The organism is Ruegeria sp. H7 (assembly GCF_056532945.1).
On record NZ_JBQFNZ010000007.1, the window covers coordinates 251,675 to 272,401 of the forward strand.

A 20,727-nucleotide genomic window follows, 5' to 3' on the forward strand; every position below is an offset into this window, starting at 1 on the left:
GGCGGAGACGTGGCCGAGTGGTCGAAGGCGCTCCCCTGCTAAGGGAGTAGGCGGGAAACCGTCTCGAGGGTTCGAATCCCTTCGTCTCCGCCACTACATCAAGCCCATTGTCTTGGTTTGGCTGAACCGCCGGTAGTACGACCTTACCCAATATCCAAAAACACCTGAAACGTTGACAGGGGTCGCGTTCGATCGTCATTTAGGGAAGCATGGCACCAAGCTTCGACCAATCGACTTAACCCTCAACGCTTCGCGGTGCGAAAGGGTCGCGAGAAGGGAGAACGTTATGCGACTTCCGAACGTTGACGTCATTCTGGATGATATCGGCCCGATCCCGGAGGCACATGCGCGTTACCTTGCGTGGATCACGGCCAATCTCGGTCAGAACCGGGCCGAGAACAGCCATATGTCGCCATTCCCAACCGGCCGGGCGACCGTTCACGCGTGCGAATGCGACTACCTGATTGCGTATCAGAACGGCTCGGCTTTGGCGTTGCAACGTCTGCGGGAGCGCCTGCCCGAAGTTATGCACAAACTCTATGGCCAAAGCATCGAACTGCCTGAAGTTTTCGTCTTTGTAGGCGAGGCGCGCAATGGGTTTTCCGTGCTTGAACGCAATGGCTGCCATGCGGTGAAGATTGATTTTCGCACGGCTATGACCCTGACTCTGACCCAATTTCTGCTTGGTGTTTCCGGGGGTAACCCTCAGCTCAGGCAACTGGCGACATGGCTGATCCTGTCGGTCGTTCTATCGAAGAACCGTGTGTTTGACCCGGTCCTGATGCAGCTTGCTCATGAGGCCCGGGCGATGGACCAGCGCGTTTTTGAGGACCTGGTGGGCAGCGTCGCCAATCTGATCCTTCTGCACGAGATCGGCCATGTGCTGTTCGACCAACTGCCAAAGGGTTTTGCGCAGGTGGTCTATCAATTCGTCGACATTCCCGGTGCGGATCAAGGCCAAAGAATTGGTGCGGCGTCAGCAGCAATTGGGGCACCACCCACTGAAAGAACGCAGCCGGTGGGCGCGCACGCGCGTTTGATCCTGCCCCCGGAACTGGCGCGCTGGAACCCGGAAATCACCGCCGATTGCTTCAGCGTTTTCGGGCATTTCGCATGTCTGCTTGAGGTCTATAACGGTCAGCCTCGGATTGCCATCGAGGCTATCTGCGATTCATTCCTGGGCTGGAACCTGACCTTCTTTGGCCTTTGGTCGATGCAGCAAGTACAATCCGAGGCGATGGGGCTTGGACCGGGGACAACCCCCGAAACGGCCAGCCATCCGGATGGGCTGACCCGCTGCGATATCATGCTGTTCTACATCAATCATATTATGGCGCGGGTTGTTCCCGACTATCGCAGCCCGGCTTTGGGGCGGTCCGTGCGCGCCTATCAAAACCTTTGGTCCGCCGATATGCATCAATCGCTAAGGGCCCTGCGCACCTATCTGCTGGTCACACCCGAGGCGTTTGAAACCTTCCGGGACGGTCTGTTGCGAACCGTTTTATCCGGGTGCCTCTATGATGAATTCAAGCAGGTCGGCAGCGCCCAGCGATTGACCAACAACCTACGTGAAATCGAAGGGAAATGGACCGCCTTTCACACGGCCAACCACCTGAACGGGCAGCCGGTCTTTCTTGACCTCGCGCAGCAGTTTGGCGCGCTTGACCTGAAATTCATTTCGGAGGACCGCGTATGAGTTACGATCCAACACTTGTATCCGCAATTGCCCAAGCGGATCAGGGCGGAGATCTGGACGATGTCAGGGCCTTGCTTGATCCTGACCGCCCCAATGAAGAAGAGAACTTTCTGGGCGGGCTCACGCCGGATCTGGCCGCGATCCTTGCGTTTTGTGTCGCCGTCGGGACCATCAGCGGTGCCGCCAAAAGTATTGCCGACATGATCGGGCTGGCCAACAAGGCCGCAAAATGGGCAAAATCCTTGCGCGGCGAGAAACCGGTAAAGGCCGAACTGACGCTTCGGGAACGCACGCTTGCATTGCTGTTTGAGGCCACAACAAACCGGCGCGAGGGGCTGTCTGCCAAAACACTGCAAACCATTCTTGGATGCTCACACGCGGATCTGGACGAAGCCCTGACCGCGCTTGAACACAGCGGCGTTGCCCGCAAGTCCCTGCAAGGCAACTGGAAGTTTTCGTCCCGCTGATGTCCCGGACCGGCGGCGCCGGACAACGCCGCCGTCAGAACCCCGCGAACCGATTGGATCTCTGTCATGCCAGAATATCTTGCCCCCGGTGTTTTCGTTGAAGAAGTCAGCCGGGGCCAAAGGCCCGTCGAAGGTGTTGAAACCAGTACCACGGCCATGATCGGTGAAACCGAACGCGGACCGCTGAGGCCGCCCCTGATCACGTCGTACCGGGAGTACCTGCGTGTGTTTGGCGATGTGTTCGCCGAAGACCGCTTTGTACCATTCAGCGTCAAAGCGTTTTTCGACAATGGCGGGCAGCGTTGCGTGGTCTGCCGGGTCGTCGGAGATGGCGCGGAAACGGCCCATATCGACGCGGCCGGATACCGTCTGAGCGCAAGCGGCCCCGGTCAATTCGGCAACGCCATCTGGGTCCGCATCCTGCCGTCGAGCGCACAGAAGCGCGGTGCAGACGGGCCAGTGCCCATCGGCTTTCGGCTGCAGGTCGCATATTTCGGACACGGGTTTTCCGGCGACCTATTCGATCCGTTCGACGACTCCAAACGCAAACCCCGGCCCGTTCTGGTCGAAGACTTCGATGACCTGTCGCTGGATACGAACAGCGATGATTTCTGGCGCAAGAAACTCTCGGAAAACCCATCTGCGCTGATCACGCTCGATCTGTCCGATCAGGCTGAAATACCTGCCGGTCTGGTGTTCAGCGGCGCTTTGAAAGGGGGGCAGGAGGGTAAAAGACCAACCGCCGCGCAGTTCGCAGGCAGGACCGACGCGGCAGGTGCAATGATCACGGACCCGGCCAACTATCGCGGCCTCGCGGCGCTGGAGCGCGATGCATATCCGTCTGTCGCGATTGTCCATGCGCCGGGTATCGGAAACGACACGCTGCCCGAGATTGCGATACAGGATGAAGTCATCGCACATTGCGAACGCAATCGTTTTCGGTTTGCAGTACTCGATACGCCGCGCGGCGTGAAAGATTTGCGGTCCGACGCGCTGTCTCCGCGCAATCGGCGCGCGTCTGACGATGCAGCGATCTATTATCCCTGGATTGCTGCGGCACACCCGCAGACGGGCGACAAGGTTCTTGTCCCTCCGGGCGGGGCCGTCTGTGGCGTTTACGCGCGCGTGGACTCGGCGCGCGGCGTCTGGAAAGCACCGGCGGGTGTGGCGATCAACGGGGCCGTCGATGTCGAGTTCAATCTGAACGCCAACCAACAGGACGTTCTGAACCAGGCCGGCGTCAATTGCATTCGTCAGTTTCCCGGGCGCGGGATTTGCGTCTGGGGCGCACGTACACTGTCGTCGGACCCGGAGTGGAAATACGTGCCTGTCCGCCGGTTCTTTATCTTTCTTGAAGCATCCATTTCCCGCTCGCTCCAATGGGTTGTGTTCGAGCCGAATGACGAAAAGCTCTGGTCCAGTGTCGCGCAGGCGGTGGGAAATTTCCTAAGCACCCAATGGCGCGCGGGGGCTTTGGCGGGCGCAAAGGAATCCGAAGCGTATTTCGTATCCGTTGGACGGGACACGATGACCGAGGCGGATATTGCAAACGGTCGGTTGGTGATGCTGATCGGAGTGGCTGCACTGCGCCCGGCCGAGTTCGTGATCATCCGTATATCGCTGAAAACCAGTGACGCGCTTGATTAAGCGTTGCGCTGGCCAGTCGGCAGCAAAACCCAAGGCCGGAATTCAAGTTTCAAGTGGTGTTCGAAGAAACCAGCAAAGCGGGGATATCCGTCAACATGACGTTCAAACGCGGGGTTCTCGGCGACGCGTGTCTCGACACATGGCAAGCAAACCATTCATGGTTGACTTAACGGCAGGCTGTATACAGAACGGTGTTCAACTGTGTTCGACATATGACGAGGCGAAAATGCACAAATTGCATGGCGGTAAAACGGTGTTCGGGGCCAATCTGGGCATCCTGATGCTGGAAACTCAGTTTCCGCGCATTCCGGGCGATATCGGCAACGCGACCACATGGCCTTTTCCCGTGCAATACCGCGTCGTCCGCAGCGCAACGCCGGACAAGGTTGTCCGCAATGACGCCCGCGAACTGGTCGGGCTGTTCATTGATGCCGCGAAAGAGCTGGTTGCCACCGGCTGCGACGGCATCACCACCAATTGCGGTTTCCTGTCCATCGTACAGGATCAACTGGCCGAGGCGGTGCCGGTTCCGGTCGCCACCTCATCGCTGATGCAGACCCCGATGGTGCAGGCCATGTTGCCGCCCGGCAAACGTCCGGGGATTTTGACAATCTCGAAGGAAACGCTGACACCCGCGCATCTGCAGGCCGCGAATGTCCCGCTGGATACGCCGATTGTCGGAACCGAGGGCGGTCGGGTCTTTACCCGCGACATTCTGGGCGACGCGCCCGAGATCGATTTTGCCGCCTGCCGCGAGGACATGCGCGACGCTGCGCGGCAATTGGTGACCGAGCATCAGGATATCGGCGCGATCATTCTGGAATGCACCAACATGACGCCCTATGCAGCGGATGTACGCAAACTGACCGGCCTGCCCGTGTTTTCAATCTACAGCTTCGTTCGGTGGTTCCATCAGGCACTGGTGCCGGATCGCTTTCCGGTCGATCTGGACGATCCGCTGCTCGGGCTGGCAGGTCAGTCCTGATCTATAGTCACAAAAGACCCCCCGGCCTGGAACAAAGCCGGGGGGTCTGTGTTGAAAGGATCGGGCGCGAGCGCCCGACCGAAGGCATCAATAGAAATGCGGCAGGTTCTTTGCCCGCGCCGCGCGCACCCAGTTGGGGACAAACGGAACGATCTTGTCCTGCGACGGAACCATCATCTCGATGAAGTTTGCGCCGGGGTTGGCGATGGCCTCGGACAGGATCGGCTCGATATCGTCTTCGGATTTGATCCGGGCAGTCTTGAAGCCAAAGCCTTCAGCCACTTTGCAATAATCGACACGACCGAAATCCGTCGACCAAGGCTCATCCACGTCGTCCAGCAGAATGGCCTCGCCCCGGATCCAGCCGAACGTGTCGTTGCGGGTCAGAATGACGGTGATGTTCCTGCCGCTGCGTTTCAGCGTTTCCATGTCACCGATGACAAACCCAAACGACCCGTCGCCGGTGAACGAAATAACCGGCCCGTCATTGGCATAGATCGCGCCCAGCCCCGCAGGCACCGAATAGCCCAGCGCACCCATCGAGTAGTTGGTGATATAACGCCGCCCCGGCTTGCGGAAGGTCAGCAGGGCCGAGGGGTAGATTGCGCTGACGCCTGGCTCGGACGTGACCACCGCGTTGTCCGGCATGATCCGGTCCAGTACCTGAGACAGCTTGACCGGAGAAATCGTGCCCTCGGGCATCGGAATGTTCGAGTTGAACACCTTGTCCAGCGCCGTTTTCTTGATCGGGTTCAGGTCGATCTTCGGGCGGTTCAGGTTGGGATGATCGGCTTTGATCAGAACATTCATGTATTCCAGCGTCGCGCGGGCATCGCCGACCAGACCGACTTTGACGGGGAAGTTGTTGCCAACATGCGCCTCGGCAATGTCCAGATGCAGGAAGGTTTTGGCCTTGGGATCGCCATACAGCTTCCAGTGATCGGTGGCGGCGCTGTCCGTGTTCGAGCCGATGAAGAAGATCGTATCGGCGTCGTGCACATATTGGTTGGAATACTCCATGCCGCCACGCCCGCCGATCACGCGCAGGGCAAGCGGGTGATCCTCGGGGATGGTACCCTTGCCGGGTGTGGTGGTCCCGACCGGGATTTGCAGCAGTTCAGCCAGTTCCAGGATCGCCTCGGACGCCTTTGAAATCAGCCCGCCCTGCCCCACAACAATCGCCGGTTTCTCGGCTGCCAGCAGCACATCGATCGCCGCGCGGATTTTCGAGTGATCGGCCACGGGGCGATGCGCCGGATAGGTGCTGTATTCGGGTTCGGCATAAAGATCGTTGATCTCGGCCTCTTCCCCGAAGATGTTGATCGGAACGCGGATATGCACCGGCGCCGGACGCCCCGAGGTCGCCACGCGGAAGGCCCGGCGCATCAGGAACGGGATTTCCCTGGCATTGGTCAGAACAAAGCTTTCCTTGCAGATGCTGTCATACAGCTTGGTCTGATCGACCCCGGTCAGCCCGTGCTTTTTGTCCTGATTGATCGGGATGTCCGAGCTGAAATAGATCACCGGAACCGAGCTCAGATACGCCTCGGTAATACCCGGCGTACAGTGAGTTACACCGGGGCTTGGCGCTTCCAGCACGCAAGGACGTCCGGTGATCTTGGCATAGGATTCGGCCGCGTAGGATGCGGTACGTTCGTCGCGGGTCAGCACAAATTCGATATTCGAGTGTTCGCGCCACTCTTTGTACCACCCGATTGTGGTTTCCCCGGGCAGGCCGAATACGTGGCTTACACCGTGCAGTTCGAGCATCTTGAGAATGATCTGAGCGCCGTTCATGCGCTGGGTGTCAGCATCGGTCATTGGTTTGAACCTTTCTCAGCCGGATTTTTGCGCACAGGACTGTATACAATAAATCCGCAGTTTTTTAGTTACGTCAGTGTTTCGGCGACGGCGTATTTCGCCAGTTTTTCAGGATCGACCGCAACGCCCAGCCCCGGCCCGTCCGGCACGTGAACGCGCCCGTGCTTGACAGGGAAAGGCTGGGTCAGGATGTCGTCAGCGGCATAGTAGGTGGCCATGTAAAACTCGCATTGCAGCACCAGATCGGGCACCGCGGCCATCAGATGCGCACCGGCTGCATGGGCCAGACCGGTTTCGAACATGCAGCCGCCATAGATTTCGATCCCGGCGGCACGGGCAATTGCAGCCACCTCAAGCGCGCGGCGAATGCCGCCCGATTTCATGATCTTCAGCGAGAAGATATCGGCAATCCGGTTCTGCGCACCATAGAGCGCACCTTTGGGGTCAAACACACTTTCATCCGCCATGATCGGCGTGTCGATGGCATGGGTGATATGGGCCAGCGCCTCACGCTCGTGCATCTTGACGGGCTGTTCGACAAAGGTCGGGCGGAAGGCTTCCAGATCGCGGATGCAACGCACCGCGTCATAGGCCAGCAGACCCTGATTGTAGTCGATGCGGATATCGACTTCATCGCCGTAAATCTCGCGAAGTTTCTCGACGCGCATTACATCGAACTTGTGATCGGCAAAGCCGGTCTTGAACTTGAAGATGCGCACGCCGTCGTCCCACATCGCGGCAATGTCATCCAGATCGGCGTCGAAATCCGGGTTGGCGACCGAAAAGCTCATCCCCATACTGTCGCGCATCTTGCCGCCGACCAGTTCGCAGACCGACAGGCCGGTGATCTGGCCGGTGATGTCCAGCAGCGCCATTTCCAGCGCCGCCTTGGCCTCGGGGTGGCCGACCAGCACCTTTTCGGCCATGTTCATGTGTTTCTCGACCTGCACCGGGTCCTGACCGATCAGATGCGGGCGCAAATGCACGTGCAGCGCGGCGGCGTTGCCTTCGGCTGTGCCGGTAAACACGGGCCAGGGCGAGGCCTCGCCCCATCCGGTGATCCCCGTGTCCGTGACAAGTTCCAGAATGGCCACGTTGATACCCGCAACATCGCCCGAGCCGTGGGAATGCACGGCCTTGGCAGGGATCAGAATGCGGTGAACCCGCAGGGCTTCGATTTTGTGATCGCTCACGGTCGTCTCCGTGTGAGAGTTTTTGGGTTATTCGTGTCTTAGCGCGGGCGCACGACCATCACGCTGCACCCGGCATAGCGGGCGACGCGGGCTGCGTTCGGACCGATCAGCAGATCAGTGACCGACGGTTTGCTGGCACCGATCACCACAAAACCGGCGGACAGCGTGTCGGCATGTTCGATCAGTTTTTCATAGACAACACCGCGCAGCACCTGACTGTCATGGACCACGCCCTGCCAGTCAAAACCGGCGGCATAGGCCTGAAGATCGCGCACGGCGTCATCGACAACCTGTTGATGCATATCCGCCGGGATATAGTTCTGCGCATAAGAGTTTTCCTGATCCGGGATCACGAAAACAACCTCGACCGCATGATCATGGGCCTTGGCCAGCAGGATCGCCTCGTGGATCACTGCGGCGTCGCTGTCCTTGTGGACAAGGTCCACGGCAGCCAGAATTTTTGGTTTCGTCATGGTTTGGCACCTCTTGGGTGGCTATCGGTAAATCGGGGGGCGGGCCGATTATCGGCCCGCTGAACTCACCATGCTGTCCGGCAGATAGGTCGCCAGTTCCGGGAAGCCGATCATGATGAAGACCATCACGACCATGATCAGGAACAGCGGCAACGCGGTCTTGGCGATATAGCCCATCTCGTGCCGGGTGATCCCCTGCATCACGAACAGGTTGAAGCCAATCGGCGGCGTGATCTGCGCCATTTCAACGACAATCACGATGAAGATGCCGAACCAGATCAGATCGATACCCGCGCCTTCGACCATCGGCTGCACAATCGCCATGGTCAGCACCACCGAAGAGATACCGTCCAGGAACATGCCCAACACGATGTAGAACAGCATCAGGGCGATCAGCAGTGAGAACCGCGACAACTCCAGCCCTTCGATGAACTCGGCCAGGGCGCGCGGCAGGCCGGTGAACCCCATGGCCAGCGTCAGGGCGATGGCGCCCATCAGGATGAAGGCAATCATGGCCGAGGTGCGCGTGGCCCCCAGTAGGCTTTCGATAAAGGCCTGTTTGGTCAGGGATCCCTGCATTGCGGCCAGTGCAAATGCGCCCAGCACACCGATAGCCGCAGCCTCGGTCGCGGTGGCAAAGCCGCCATACATCGACCCGATGACCACCAGGATCAGCAGGATGATCGGGATCAGGAACCGGCTTTCATTCAGCTTCTGCCCAAATGTCATGCGGTCGGCAATCTCGGGCACTTCGGACCGGCGCACAAAGGACCAGCCGGCGACATAGGCCATGAACAGACCGGCCAGAACGATGCCCGGCAGGATACCCGCCATGAACAGCTTCGAAATCGACTGTTCGACCGCCACGCCATAAACGATCAGCGTCAGCGAGGGCGGGATCATCAGGCCCAGCGTGGCCGCACCGGTCAGCGTGCCGATGATCATGTATTCGGGATAGCCGCGTTTGCGCAGTTCCGGGATCGACATTTTACCAACTGTGGTCAGCGTCGCAGCGGACGACCCCGACACGGCGGCGAAGATGGTGCAGCCGACGATGTTCACATGGACCAGACCGCCCGGCATCCGCTGCATCCAGGGGCTGAGGCCGCGGAACATGTCCTGCGACAATCGACTTCGAAACAGGATTTCACCCATCCAGATGAACAGCGGTAGCGCCGTCAGGGTCCAGCTGGACGAGCCGGTCCAGATCCGCGTCAGCATCGCATCGCCAGCCGGGCGCGAGGTGAACATTTCAAGCCCCAGATAGGCCACGCCAAACAGCGCCAGCGCCACCCAGACCCCGGTTCCCAGCAACAGGAACAGGGCGAACAGGAAAATGGTAACGAGATAGACTTCTTCCATCAGGCTTACTCCGCGTGTGCGTCGACCGCAGAGGATCGCATGTTGTCTTCCCCGGTCACGAGGATGGTGATCAGGTTGTCGATCGCGCAGATCGCCAGCAGAACGGTTCCAATGACCATGGACATCTGCGGAATCCAGATGGGCCAGGCGTCCTGCCCCTGGCTGATGTCATTGAAGCGGTAGCTTTCGTAGGTCAGCTTGATCGCGTAACGCGCAAACAGAAAGGTAAGATAGCTGGCAATGGCCCAGCACCAGATCTCGCCCAGCTTGCGGAACCGGCCCAGCGCATTCAGCAACAGGCTGACGCGGATATGGGCGCCACCATTCAGCGCATAAGGCAGTGCAAGGAACGAGGCCGCCGCCATGCAATAGCCGGTAAAGTCCGGCGCGCCGGTGATGATTTCTCCACCCCAACGAGACACCATCTGCAGGGTTACGAAGAATAGGATCAGTATCAGAAAGCACGCGGCAAGATAGCCTGCAAAGCGATAGATCACATCCAGCGTTTTGCGCAGTGTTGAGAAGATCGCCATAGCGGGTCCCCCGTTAGGCAGGCATGGCGATCAGGTCGACCATGCCGGTCGTAAGATACCCCCGGCGGCCACGGCCGCCGGGAAAGAACGCACGGTTGTTTTTATTGTGCAGCTTTAAAATCGTTGACGATTTTCTGACCAGGCTCACCAGCAGCTTCCAGCCATTCTGCGGTCATGGTTTCACCAATCGCACGCAGTTCGGCGGCCAGTTCTTCGCTTGCCGGGCCTGTGGTCATGCCGTTTTTGCCCAGCTCGTTCACCGTGAATTCGGTGTACTGGATCGAGCGCCAGTCGCCCGCGTACTCGGCCGCCACGGCGCAGCCGTTCATAACAGCCTTGGTAGCGTCATCCAAACCGTTCCAGGCGTCCAGATTGACCAGCATGTAGTTGCGGGGCATCCAGGCGTCGACGCCATAATAGTGCGACAGGCTTTCCCAGACCTTGCGGTCGTAGCCGGTCGAACCAGACGATACCATCCCCTGCGCCACACCGGTGGCAAAGGCCTGGCTGATTTCAGCCGCCTCGATCTGCACCGGCAGCATACCGGCCAATTCCGCCATACGGGCCGAAGCCGAGTTATAGGCGCGGAACTTCAGACCTTCCGCATCTGCCAGAGTGTTGACCTCACGGTCGAAATACAGGCCCTGCCCCGGCCACGGTACCGAATACAGCAGGTGCAGATTCTGTTCTGCCAGCAACTCGGACAGCGGTTCTTTGGCGAACTCCCACAGCTTCTCCGAGTCCTCGAAAGACGTCGCCAGGAAGGGTACCGAGTCAAAGCCAAACAGCGCGTTTTCGTTCTGGTGCCCAGACAGCAGACGCTCACCAATATTGACCTGACCGGTCTGGATCGCACGCTTGATCTCGGCCCCGGCATAGAGCGAACCGCCCGGATGGGTTTGAATAGTTAACGCGCCACTGGTGCCTTGGGTCACGCATTCTGCAAAAACCGCGCCGGTTACCGAATGGAAGTTCGTGGCCGAATAGGCCATCGGCAGGTCCCAGGTTTCCGCCGACACTGCCGCCGCAGAGGCCGTGATAACGCCGATGCTGGCAGCCAGTTTGGTAAGTGTTTTTGACATTTTTTTCTCCCTTGTTGACTTTTGTGCCCCTTCAGGGGGCGTCGTTGAATTTTGGTTCAGAACCGCATTGGATCGTACACGCCCAGATCGATATTGGTACGGTCTTTTGTGATCAGCCCCGCAAGTATCCGCCCGGTCTTGGGTCCGGCGGTGAGGCCGATGTGATGATGTCCGAACCCGGCCAGCACGCCGGTTTTGCCGATCTCACCGATCAGCGGCAGGCTGTCCGACGACGCGGGCCGGTGGCCCAGCCAGGTCTTTTCGCTTTCGAATGTGAGGTTCGGAAAGCTTTCCCGAACCTTGCGTTTCAACAGGGCGATTGGGGCTTCGGATGGTCCGGCCTCAAGCCCGCCAAACTCGACAATACCGGCACAGCGCAACCGGCCTTCCATCGGGGTCGCAACAAACTTGCCGGTTGTTACCATCAGCGGGGTCGACGGGCCGTTTTCCGGCAGTACAAACTCCATATGATAGCCGCGCTCGGTTTCCAGCGGCACGGACAGGCCCAGTTTGCGGGCCAGGGGTTTTGACCAGACGCCCGTCGCCAGAACCACCTTGCTGCAGGGCAATGTGCCGTCCTTGGTGACGACCGCCGACACGGACCCATCGGTCAGTTCGAAATCGACAACTTCGGCCTGACGGAAAACAGCGCCCAGCTTTTCCGCCTCGGCCGCCAGCGCGGCGATATAGGCACCGGGATCGCGGCTGTAGCCATGGTCGCGCATGACGGCCAGCAGGTTCAGATCCTTGGACAGGTTCGGCTCGAACTCGTGAACCGCGCCGCCTTCCAGCACCTCGGGCTCGAACCCGGCCACCTTGCGCAGCGCCCAGGTATAGCTGTCGGCCTCGAACGCCGCACGGGTCGGATAGACAAAGCTGTAATCCGAGGTCTGCACCCAATCCGCCGCACCGGTATCGCTGGTCAGCGCCTGATGCTGTTCGACCGAGTCGCTGGTCAATGGTGTCAGGCCTGCCGCGATCCGCCGGGTGTCACTGTCATTGGCATGCGACATGTATTTCAGCAACCACGGCATCAGCTTGGGCAGATAGGACCAGCGCAGAAACAGGGGAAAGTTCGGGGCCAACGCCATCTTGGGGCCCTTGCGCATCAGCCCCGGTGCGGTCACCGGTGCAACGGAACACGCAGCCAACACCCCGGCATTCCCATAAGATGTCGCGTTTGGATCACCCGGCGGGTTGCGATCAACAACCGTGACCTCAACACCTTTGCGTCGCAGCCAGATCGCGGTCGAGACACCAACAATGCCCGCCCCAACAACTACAACCTGTTCTTCCTTGGTCGTCATGTGCCCTCAACTTGCCGGGAATCGCTTGAAATAGGCGATATGCCGATCTGTATACAGGATTGTAGATTTCTGTGAAGTCTAATGTTTATTATGGGGCAGTCTTTGGTAAAAGACGTCCAACCGAATGGCAGGAGATCCATGTCCAAATCCGAAGGCAATGTCGAACGCGCCTACCAGGCCCTGCGCCGGATGGCAGTCAACTTCGAGTTCAAGCCGGGTGAACGGCTGAACGAAACGTCGCTGACCAAGCGGCTGGACATCAGCCGGACGCCCTTGCGCGAGGCGCTCAACAGGCTGGTGGCCGAAGGGTTCCTGACCTTTTCGCTGGGCAAGGGGTTTTTCTGCCGCCCGCTGACACCAGAGAAAGTGCTGGAACTGTACCAACTGCGCTGCGCGCTTGAGACCGAGGCGCTGCTGCGCACCATCGGCGGGGCCGAGGATCAGCAGATCGACGCGGTCATTGCCTATCTGGACGAGGTCGAAAAATCCTATTCCGTCTGCCACGATCTGGATGAGCTTCTGCGCATGGATGAAGAGTTCCACATCAAGCTGGCAGCGCTTTCCGGCAACCAAGAGTTGCTGAAGCTGCTGCACAACGTCAATGAGCGCATCCGCTATGTCCGCATCGTCAACCTGCGGCTGCTGCGGGACCGGCGCGAGAACGCCGAGACGGACCAGACCTCGATGTCGGCGCATCGGATTATTCTGGATGCGGTAAAGGCGCGCGACGTGGATCGGGCGGTGTCTGCCCTGCGCGGCCATATCGAGCGGCGCAGTGAACAAACGGTCGAACTGGTGCGGGTCGCCTATTCCCAACTCTACGTGCCGGATTTCTGATCGCGTGGGGTGTTGTGGCGATAACCCGATAGCCTTTTCGAGGAGACCCGCCGCGCTAACTACGCCGTCATGACAGCGCGTTTCATCGGCTCGGAAATCTATCGCCACTCAACTTATGGCACATGGCATCCGCTCAGGATCCCTCGGGTCTCGACCGTCATGGACCTGTCGCGTGCCCTGGGCTGGTTGCCGGACGCGCAGTATATCCGCTCGCCCCGGGCTAAACCCTGGGCGCTTACGGCGTGGCATGACCCGGACTATATCGAGGCCCTGCAACAGGCTGAGCATCTGCAAGCCGTCACCCCGGACCAAAAAACCCGGTTCAACATCGGGACAATCTCGAACCCGATATTCACCGAGATGTTCCGCCGTCCTGCCACAGCCGCCGGAGGCTCGATCCTGGCTGGCGAACTGTTGGCAAACGGTGGCGTGATCTACAATCCCGCGGGTGGAACCCATCACGGGATGCCGGATCGGGCCAATGGGTTCTGCTATCTCAACGACCCGGTGCTTGCGATGCTCAGCCTGCGCGCGCATGGGGTGCGGCGGCTGGCCTATGTCGATATCGACGCACATCATCCCGATGGGGTCGAGGTCGGCTTTGGCGGCGATCCCGATTGCCTGATGATCTCGGTCCACGAACAGAACCTGTGGCCCAAGACCGGCAAGTTGGAGGATGACGCAGGCGGCAACGCCCTGAATCTTCCCGTGCCGCGCGGCTTCCATGATGACGAAATGGCACTGGTGCGCGCCCGGTTGATCCTGCCTGCTGTTGCCGCGTTCCGCCCCGATGCGATCATCCTGCAATGCGGCGCGGACGCGGTCGAGGATGACCCGCTGGCGCATCTGTCGCTGTCCAACAACGCCCATTGGGATGTTCTGCGCGGCCTTACCGGGCTGGCACCACGCCTGTTGGTGCTGGGCGGAGGCGGCTACAACCCGTGGACCGTCGGCCGCCTTTGGACAGGTGTATGGGGCATTCTGGCCGGGCACGACATACCCGATCATCTGCCTGACGCAGCCCAGGCCGTGCTGCGTCAGCTCAGCTTTCGCGGCAGGACACGCAAGCAGGTCCCCAAGGCAGAATGGCTTACGACCTTGCAAGACGCACCGCGCAACGGAGTGATCTCGGATACCGTCCGAGAAAGGGTCGATTTTCTGGCAAGTCGTTTGCGGGCTTGGGTGTAAGTCGGCGGCCATTTGCCCAAACCCCTTGGGCCTTTCGCAGGAAAACAACAGATTTCTAGATTCTGGATCCAATATCCAGTATGAATGCCGGGAATCCAACTGACCCACCGCCATTGAAAGATACCCTGCGATGACCAAATCCATCTTCTCGGGCACCATGCCCGCCCTGATGACCCCCTGCACAGCGGACCGGACACCCGACTACGACGCCCTTGTGCGCAAGGGGAAAGAGATGATCTCGGCAGGCATGTCCGCCGTGGTCTATTGCGGCTCGATGGGCGATTGGCCCCTGCTGACCGATGCCGAGCGTATGGAAGGGGTCGAACGGCTGGCCTCTGCCGATATCCCGGTTGTTGTGGGCACCGGCGCGATCAATTCGAAATCCGCGGTTGCCCACGCCGCCCACGCGCAGAAAGTGGGGGCCGTTGGCCTGATGGTGATCCCGCGTGTGCTGTCGCGGGGGTCCTCCATGGCTGCGCAGAAAAACCACTTCAAGGCGATCCTCAGCGCCGCGCCGGATGTGCCCGCGATCATCTACAACAGCCCGGTCTACGGTTTTGCCACCAAGGCTGATCTGTTCTTTGCCCTACGCGCCGAACACCCCAACCTCGTCGGGTTCAAAGAGTTCGGAGGCAAGGACGATCTGCGCTATGCCGCCGAGCACATCACCTCACAAGACGATCAGGTGACCCTGATGGTGGGCGTCGATACCGAGGTCTATCATGGTTTCGTCAACTGCGGTGCGACCGGGGCCATCACCGGCATCGGTACCGCCCTGCCGAAAGAGGCGTTGCTGCTGGCGGCCCTGGCTCAGAAAGCCGCCGAAGGTCATGCCGAAGCCCGGATGCGCGCGCGTGAGTTGGAAGAGGCATTTGGCGTTCTGGCCAGCTTTGATGAGGGCACCGATCTGGTGCTCTATTACAAGCACCTGTTGGTGTTAAACGGTGAAGAGGAATACCGCCTGCATTTCAATGAAACTGACGCGCTGACGGACGCACAGCGAAACTATTGCGAACAGCAATATGACCTGTTCCGCAACTGGTTCGCCGATTGGTCAAAGCAGGGCGGGGTTATCGCTGAATGCATGTGATCGACAGCCATACCGGCGGGATGCCCACGCGGGTGATCCTCGACAACGCGCCGGATCTGGGCACCGGTCCGCTGGCCGAGCGCGCGCAGCGGCTGGCGACCGAGCATGAGGCGTTTTACAAATCCGTCCTGCTGGAACCGCGGGGACAGCCCGGCATGGTTGCGGCCCTTCTGGTACCGCCGGTCGATCCCGCCTGTGTCACCGGCGTCATCTATTTCGATGCAGACGCGGTGTTGGGCATGTGCGGGCACGGCACCATCGGGCTGGGCGTCACTCTGGCCCATCTGGGCCGGATCACACCCGGCACAAGCAAGATCGAGACCCCTGCGGGCGTCATTACAATCGACCTCCACGATGCCAACACCGTGAGCGTGACCAATGTCGAAAGCCGTAGGGTGCGCAAATCGGTCACCGTGGAGACCGCCCAATACGGACCAGTCACCGGCGATGTCGCCTATGGCGGCAATTGGTTCTTCATCGTCGACCCAAGCCCGATCCCCGTCGCCCCCGAAAATATCCGCGCGCTGACAGATATGACGATCGCCATTCGCGAGGCCTGCATCGCGCAATCCGTGGGCGGTGAGGGCGGAGAGCCCGTGGATCATGTCATCTTTCAGGATGCCGCAGCTACGCCCGGCGTTCACAGCCGGAACTTCGTTCTATGCCCGGATGACAACTATGACCGTTCGCCCTGTGGCACCGGCAGTTCCGCGCGTCTGGCCTGCCTAGCCGCCGATGGCCTGCTGGCCCCCGGTGCCGAGATTGTGCAGCACAGCGTCATCGGCAGCCCCTACCGCCTGTCCTATCAGCCCGGCCCAAATGGCGGCGTCATCCCCACTCTGACCGGGCAGGCCCATATCATGGCAGACAGCACGCTCGTCTTCGCCGAAAATGACCCCTTCAAACAGGGTATTCCGATCTGAAACGCCTGAAACGGACAGCACAAATGCAGCCTGAAGACCCAAATGACATCGTCATCGTCGGAGCCGGGATCATCGGCATCAGCATAGCGCTGGAACTGCAACGGCGCGGGCGGGATGTTCTTGTGCTGGACCGTGAAGGAGTCGCTGCCGGGGCGTCGCAAGGCAATGCCGGGGCCTTCGCCTTTGCCGAGATCGAACCCTTGGCCAAGCCCGGCATCATGCACGAGGCACCAAAATGGCTGCTCGATCCCCTTGGGCCGCTTTCGGTGCCCCCATTGTACGCGCCGCAGATTGCGCCTTGGATGCTGCGATTTTGGCGGTCCAGCTGGAAGGATCGCTATCGCGCCTCGCTTGCGGCGCAGGGGGATTTGATGAAGCATTGCCGCCTGGCAACCGAACGCCAAATTGCCGAGGTCGATGGCGAAGCCATGATACAGCGCGACGGTCAGTTGCAACTTTATGAAGGGGTCGCGCAATTCCGCGCCAGTCAATCGGCCTGGACCCTGCGGCGCGATCATGGGGTGGATTTCGATCTGCTCCACAGCCCCGAGGCAATTGCCGAGATACAACCCGGTCTGAACCGCCGCTTCACCCATGCCGGGTTCACGCCGCATTGGATGAACACAAACGACCCGAAAGCCTGGACCGAACATCTCGCCGCGCAGTTTCAGGCACGCGGCGCGCGAATTGATGTGCAGCCCGTGTCATCCGTGACGCAGCAAGGGGAACGGGTCGTTCTGGAAACCCCATCGGGGCAAGTTCACGCCCGACATCTGGTGATCTCGGCAGGCGCGTGGTCTCATATTCTGGCCCGGCAGCTGGGGGACATAATCCCGCTGGAAACCGAGCGGGGTTATAACACGACCCTGCCGCAGGGTGCCTTCGATCTGCGCACGCATCTGACCTTCAGCGCCCATGGGTTTGTGGCGACGCGCATAAATGGCGGCGTGCGCGTGGGCGGTGCGGTCGAGCTGGGCGGATTGTCCCTGAAACCGAATTTCAAGCGGGCCGACACCCTGTTGGCAAAAGCTGGCCAGTTCCTGCCCGACCTCGATATCAGTGGCGGCACGCAATGGATGGGGTTCCGCCCCTCATTGCCGGACAGCCTGCCGGTCATCGACCGCGCGCCCAAGGCCCCGCGCATTCACTATGCGTTTGGCCATGGCCATCTCGGGCTGACCCAATCCGCCGGAACGGCCGAGCTTGTGGCGGATCTGGTGATGGATGCCAAACCCGCAATCGACCTGTCCCCCTTTTCTGCAACGCGGTTCTGACCCCGGAGGCCCTTGATGCGCAGCACAAAAACGATCCATGTGATCTCTGCCCATGCCGAGGGTGAGGTTGGCGACGTCATTGTCGGAGGCGTCGCACCACCGCCCGGAGAAACCCTTTGGGACCAACGCACATTCATCGCGCAGGATCAGACGCTCAGGAATTTTGTCCTGAACGAACCGCGTGGCGGAGTGTTTCGTCACGTGAACCTGCTGGTGCCCCCGAAACACCCCGACGCCGATGCCGCCTTTATCATCATGGAGCCCGAGGACACGCCCCCCATGTCCGGATCGAACTCGATCTGCGTGGCAACGGTTTTGCTGGATTCGGGTATCCTGCCGATGCAGGAACCGGAAACCCACCTGACGCTCGAAGCGCCAGGTGGTCTGGTGCAGGTCCGGGCGGAATGCCGGGATGGGAAAGCACAGCGCATCTTCGTGCAGAACCTGCCCAGCTTTGCCGATCAGATCGCAGTTTCGCTCGATGTTCCGGGTGTTGGCACGATAACCGTCGATACAGCCTATGGCGGTGACAGTTTTGTCGTCGTTGACGCGCAGGATCTTGGATTTGAGATCATCGAAAGCGAAGCCAAGACGCTTGCCCAATTGGGCGTCAGGATCACCAACGCAGCCAATGAACAGCTTGGGTTCAGCCATCCTGACAACCCGGATTGGACCCATATATCCTTTTGCGCCTTCTGTGGCCCGTTAAGCGAAACGGAAGCCGGTTTGGCGGGAAAATCCGCCGTCGCCATCCAACCGGGCAAGATCGACCGGTCCCCCACAGGCACAGCAGTCTCGGCCCGCATGGCCCTGATGCTGGCGAAAGGTCAGATGAAACCGGGCCAGACATTCGACGCGCAATCCATCATCGGGTCGCGCTTTACCGGCAGAATACTTGGCACCACCAAGGTTGCAGGGCGCAACGCAGTTCTCCCCGAGATCAGCGGGCGCGGCTGGATCACCGGAGTTCACCAACACATGCTCGACCCCGATGACCCGTGGCCGGGCGGCTATCGACTGTCAGATACGTGGGGCGCGTGACGATGCTGTCGATTGCCACCAACACTAATCAATAAAGGACCTGACATGCCGGGGACCCGCGCAATCACCAAGAAAAGCCTGCCGGACATCATCACGGATGACCTGCGGGAACGCATTCTGAACGGCGAACTGGCCGAGGGTGAAACCATCCGGCAAGAGGCTTTGGCCGAAGAATACGACGTTTCACGCATGCCCATCCGCGAGGCCCTGAAACGGCTGAACGCCGAGGGGCTGGTGAAATGGTCCACCAATCGCGGTGGTTCTGTCATCAAGCATTCTTTGACGGAAATTGGTGAGATATTCGACCTGCGCACCCTGATCGAAGTGGACCTGTTCCGTCGCTCCATTCCAAATATGACCCAAATGGATTTCGCGCGCTGCGCCGAGATATTGGACCGGATGGACGCCTCCTTCGATCAGAATGACGTCGGCAAATGGGGTATTCTGAACCACCAATACCACTCGGCCCTATATGCAGGCGCCGACAGGCAATTGACGCGCGACATGCTCGACCGGATCAACACGCAAGCGGACCGTTACGTCCGCATGCATTTGAGCGTGATGAAGCAAAGGGAACCCGCAAAAATCGAGCATCACCAGCTTCTGTCTATGGCCCGGTCCGGCGACGTGGAGGCGGCTTGTGAGCTGTTGAAAACCCATATTCAGCGAACCAGGGATCAAATTCTGGAACTCATTGCTTTAAAGCGGAAGCGTTCCCTCTGACCTTTCAGACACACGGTTTGCGGATTACCGCCTTGCGGCCTTCAAACTGTCCAGATAGGCGCGCTTTGCCGCCGCCACGTCTTCGTCGGTCATGGTTGATCGGTTCAGTTCCAGAAAATACTCTGCCGCTCCATCAGGCTGAACATTCAGGTTGTTGACGGGTAACAGATCATCGGACCTGACATTCAGCATCGACAGCGCCTTGGTCACGGGAAAAAGGCGATCATCAAGCCCGGACACGTTGAGGCGCACGACGTCCGCACGGGGTGATACAGCCTCCTCTACCCGGTTCACCACGCCGTCAAGATCCGCAGCTTGTCGCAGACGCTCGCTATATTCCACAAGGTCTTGCTGAATCCTGTCCGCGCGGATGTTCTGCCAATAGACACTGCGCACCCAGTCGCTGGCATTTCTGGTCGTGAAGAACAGGGTGATACGCGCAGTACCATCTGAAAACCGGTCGATTTCATCGACCAGAGTTTCTGCCAGAACGTGAGTCTGAGAATAGGACCACACATCCTTGCGCCCCGGAATCATCCCGGCAAACTCCTCGCTGCTGATAAGCAGAGGTGTGTCTGTCCGCCCGTCGAAAGGCTCAAGAGCATGCCGAACCTTTTGGCGGAATTTCCTGAGGACTTGGTCCTTTTGAACAAGGGAATAGCGCCGCGCAGAAAACCCTGCTCCCTTTAGATCGCGGGGGATTAGAACGTTCAGTCGATCCTCCAACAGGGACCGGTTCCTGAACAACATCGTTTGCAGGGTTCTGGTGCCTGTTTTGTGAAACCCCTGATGGATCACGACCTTCAAAACACGACTTTCAGTTTGCTTCGGTTACGCGTGCAATATTCCGCGAACAACGCTGATTTGTCGAATGCAATGCGTGTCGATATGGAACCGAGCGTTCCTTGGAAAGCGCGGGTGCGCCGGAACAACACAGCCTTCATTGGCATTCGGTTTTACTGCTGAGGGATTTTTGATCGTATTCGAGAGAAGTTGGGCTTTTACTAGGTTTGGCGGTGACCTACTCTCCCGGGGCTTAAGCCCAAGTACCATTGGCGCGGCAGTGCTTAACTTCCGGGTTCGGT

19 protein-coding genes, 1 tRNA gene and 1 rRNA gene are annotated in these 20,727 nt (G+C 59.6%); 12 read left to right on the top strand and 9 right to left on the bottom strand.

Going from position 1 to position 20,727, the window contains the following annotated elements; genetic code table 11:
• Nucleotides 1-3 precede the first annotated feature (3 nt).
• The 5 genes from ACR0AC_RS16235 (at nucleotide 4) to ACR0AC_RS16255 (ending at nucleotide 4,795) form a co-directional block, all read left to right on the top strand.
• Nucleotides 4-93: transfer RNA gene (locus tag ACR0AC_RS16235), tRNA-Ser, on the top strand.
• A 193-nt stretch (nucleotides 94-286) separates the two neighbouring features.
• A complete protein-coding gene (locus ACR0AC_RS16240; RefSeq protein ID WP_480874796.1) occupies nucleotides 287-1,696 on the top strand; it encodes a hypothetical protein in 1,410 nt (469 codons plus the stop codon).
• Nucleotides 1,693-2,163 carry a hypothetical protein gene (locus tag ACR0AC_RS16245; RefSeq protein WP_170453250.1) on the top strand — a complete coding sequence of 157 codons (471 nt, stop codon included), beginning with the start codon at nucleotides 1,693-1,695 and terminating at the stop codon, nucleotides 2,161-2,163. Before ACR0AC_RS16240 ends, ACR0AC_RS16245 begins: the two co-directional genes overlap by 4 nt.
• A 66-nt stretch (nucleotides 2,164-2,229) precedes the next feature.
• Complete coding sequence (locus ACR0AC_RS16250; RefSeq protein WP_480874798.1) at nucleotides 2,230-3,810, top strand: phage tail sheath family protein; 1,581 nt, start codon at nucleotides 2,230-2,232, stop codon at nucleotides 3,808-3,810.
• Between the two features lie 226 nt (nucleotides 3,811-4,036).
• Nucleotides 4,037-4,795, top strand: coding sequence for an aspartate/glutamate racemase family protein (locus tag ACR0AC_RS16255; RefSeq protein ID WP_170624178.1), 759 nt, complete (start codon nucleotides 4,037-4,039; stop codon nucleotides 4,793-4,795).
• A gap of 87 nt (nucleotides 4,796-4,882) precedes the next feature.
• On the opposite strand, the gene ACR0AC_RS16260 is transcribed toward ACR0AC_RS16255, so the two are convergent.
• The 7 genes from ACR0AC_RS16260 to ACR0AC_RS16290 all read right to left on the bottom strand — a co-directional run bounded on the left by ACR0AC_RS16260 (nucleotide 4,883) and on the right by ACR0AC_RS16290 (nucleotide 12,566).
• Nucleotides 4,883-6,616 (bottom strand): thiamine pyrophosphate-binding protein, encoded by a 1,734-nt coding sequence (locus ACR0AC_RS16260; RefSeq protein ID WP_480874802.1) that lies wholly within the window; start codon nucleotides 6,614-6,616, stop codon nucleotides 4,883-4,885.
• A gap of 68 nt (nucleotides 6,617-6,684) precedes the next feature.
• Complete coding sequence (locus tag ACR0AC_RS16265; RefSeq protein ID WP_480874805.1) at nucleotides 6,685-7,809, bottom strand: enolase C-terminal domain-like protein; 1,125 nt, start codon at nucleotides 7,807-7,809, stop codon at nucleotides 6,685-6,687.
• Between the two features lie 38 nt (nucleotides 7,810-7,847).
• Nucleotides 7,848-8,282, bottom strand: coding sequence for a universal stress protein (locus ACR0AC_RS16270; protein WP_170453254.1), 435 nt, complete (start codon nucleotides 8,280-8,282; stop codon nucleotides 7,848-7,850).
• A gap of 48 nt (nucleotides 8,283-8,330) precedes the next feature.
• Nucleotides 8,331-9,644, bottom strand: coding sequence for a TRAP transporter large permease subunit (locus tag ACR0AC_RS16275; protein WP_170453255.1), 1,314 nt, complete (start codon nucleotides 9,642-9,644; stop codon nucleotides 8,331-8,333).
• A 5-nt stretch (nucleotides 9,645-9,649) separates the two neighbouring features.
• Nucleotides 9,650-10,177 (bottom strand): TRAP transporter small permease, encoded by a 528-nt coding sequence (locus ACR0AC_RS16280; protein ID WP_480874809.1) that lies wholly within the window; start codon nucleotides 10,175-10,177, stop codon nucleotides 9,650-9,652.
• Nucleotides 10,178-10,278: 101 nt separating this feature from the next.
• The gene (locus ACR0AC_RS16285) at nucleotides 10,279-11,259 is read right to left on the bottom strand and encodes a TRAP transporter substrate-binding protein (protein ID WP_170624186.1); all 981 of its coding nucleotides are present in this window, start codon (nucleotides 11,257-11,259) and stop codon (nucleotides 10,279-10,281) included.
• 56 nt (nucleotides 11,260-11,315) lie between these two features.
• Nucleotides 11,316-12,566: an NAD(P)/FAD-dependent oxidoreductase gene (locus tag ACR0AC_RS16290; RefSeq protein WP_480874812.1), complete on the bottom strand. Its 1,251-nt coding sequence runs from the start codon at nucleotides 12,564-12,566 to the stop codon at nucleotides 11,316-11,318.
• A gap of 138 nt (nucleotides 12,567-12,704) precedes the next feature.
• Here ACR0AC_RS16290 and ACR0AC_RS16295 point away from each other — a divergent pair, with 138 nt between their 5' ends.
• The 7 genes from ACR0AC_RS16295 to ACR0AC_RS16325 all read left to right on the top strand — a co-directional run bounded on the left by ACR0AC_RS16295 (nucleotide 12,705) and on the right by ACR0AC_RS16325 (nucleotide 19,642).
• Nucleotides 12,705-13,403 carry a GntR family transcriptional regulator gene (locus tag ACR0AC_RS16295; protein WP_170624190.1) on the top strand — a complete coding sequence of 233 codons (699 nt, stop codon included), beginning with the start codon at nucleotides 12,705-12,707 and terminating at the stop codon, nucleotides 13,401-13,403.
• 69 nt (nucleotides 13,404-13,472) lie between these two features.
• Nucleotides 13,473-14,591 (top strand): acetoin utilization protein AcuC, encoded by a 1,119-nt coding sequence (locus ACR0AC_RS16300; RefSeq protein WP_480781418.1) that lies wholly within the window; start codon nucleotides 13,473-13,475, stop codon nucleotides 14,589-14,591.
• A 130-nt stretch (nucleotides 14,592-14,721) separates the two neighbouring features.
• Nucleotides 14,722-15,681: a dihydrodipicolinate synthase family protein gene (locus ACR0AC_RS16305; protein WP_170453261.1), complete on the top strand. Its 960-nt coding sequence runs from the start codon at nucleotides 14,722-14,724 to the stop codon at nucleotides 15,679-15,681.
• Nucleotides 15,672-16,604 (top strand): 4-hydroxyproline epimerase, encoded by a 933-nt coding sequence (locus ACR0AC_RS16310; protein ID WP_480874817.1) that lies wholly within the window; start codon nucleotides 15,672-15,674, stop codon nucleotides 16,602-16,604. The genes ACR0AC_RS16305 and ACR0AC_RS16310 overlap by 10 nt, the downstream gene beginning before the upstream one ends.
• Nucleotides 16,605-16,627: 23 nt before the next feature.
• Nucleotides 16,628-17,878, top strand: coding sequence for an NAD(P)/FAD-dependent oxidoreductase (locus tag ACR0AC_RS16315; RefSeq protein ID WP_480874819.1), 1,251 nt, complete (start codon nucleotides 16,628-16,630; stop codon nucleotides 17,876-17,878).
• A gap of 15 nt (nucleotides 17,879-17,893) precedes the next feature.
• The gene (locus tag ACR0AC_RS16320; protein ID WP_170522003.1) at nucleotides 17,894-18,919 is read left to right on the top strand and encodes a trans-3-hydroxy-L-proline dehydratase; all 1,026 of its coding nucleotides are present in this window, start codon (nucleotides 17,894-17,896) and stop codon (nucleotides 18,917-18,919) included.
• 45 nt (nucleotides 18,920-18,964) lie between these two features.
• Nucleotides 18,965-19,642 carry a GntR family transcriptional regulator gene (locus tag ACR0AC_RS16325; RefSeq protein ID WP_170522000.1) on the top strand — a complete coding sequence of 226 codons (678 nt, stop codon included), beginning with the start codon at nucleotides 18,965-18,967 and terminating at the stop codon, nucleotides 19,640-19,642.
• A 24-nt stretch (nucleotides 19,643-19,666) separates the two neighbouring features.
• Here the strand turns inward: ACR0AC_RS16325 and ACR0AC_RS16330 are convergent, their stop codons facing one another.
• Together ACR0AC_RS16330 and rrf are read right to left on the bottom strand one after the other, a co-directional pair.
• Nucleotides 19,667-20,179: a hypothetical protein gene (locus tag ACR0AC_RS16330; RefSeq protein WP_170521998.1), complete on the bottom strand. Its 513-nt coding sequence runs from the start codon at nucleotides 20,177-20,179 to the stop codon at nucleotides 19,667-19,669.
• Nucleotides 20,180-20,650: 471 nt separating this feature from the next.
• A 5S ribosomal RNA gene (rrf, locus tag ACR0AC_RS16335) occupies nucleotides 20,651-20,727 on the bottom strand; the annotation flags it as partial.